The organism is Streptomyces murinus, assembly GCF_002154555.1.
In the GTDB taxonomy this organism is placed as follows: Bacteria; Actinomycetota; Actinomycetes; order Streptomycetales; family Streptomycetaceae; genus Streptomyces; species Streptomyces murinus.
In genome coordinates, this window is record NZ_MUNF01000965.1 from 1 (window position 1) to 526 (window position 526).

Genomic DNA, 526 nt, shown 5'->3' on the forward strand with positions numbered 1-526 from the left:
CGCCGCCGCCGAGGCCGCCGGCTGCCGCGTCGTCGCCGTACCCTCCCTCGCCCCCATCGGCCCGGCCGAACGACGCACCGTCGTCCCCTCCCTCGAACACGTCGACCTCGCATTTCTGCAGGGCCTGATGACGGAAATGCCCTAGCCGTTCACCCAGCGTGTAAAGGCCATTGACCGCGGCCCGCAAATAACCGCGGAAGTACATCCAAGGGAATTCACGGCAAGTCGGCACGGCCGAATTCGACCGCCACCCCGCGCAGCTGAAGTTGTGACGTTCGCCACCCCCAGGGCCCTCGACAAGACCTGACGAGTATGCAGACCCGCCCGGTTCACCCGGGAGCGGCACACCCTTGTGTCCCGATTGATGAGACGCTGCACTAATCCTGCCACTGTCGGGTTTTCGGTGTGTCCACACCCGGTTTCACAGCGTGATGGAGAGTCAACTCACGCGGCTGTGAACGCCCCACGAGGCGCGGACTAATCTCGTCGCGAGAACATCACCGAAGAAACCCCCGTGCTCCGCCGC

Annotated in this window: 1 pseudogene; it reads left to right on the plus strand. The window is 65.0% G+C overall.

From position 1 onward, the window contains the following. Positions 1 to 145: pseudogene (locus tag CCN72_RS41215) on the plus strand (HAD family phosphatase); the annotation flags it as partial. Positions 146 to 526: the final 381 nt, after the last annotated feature.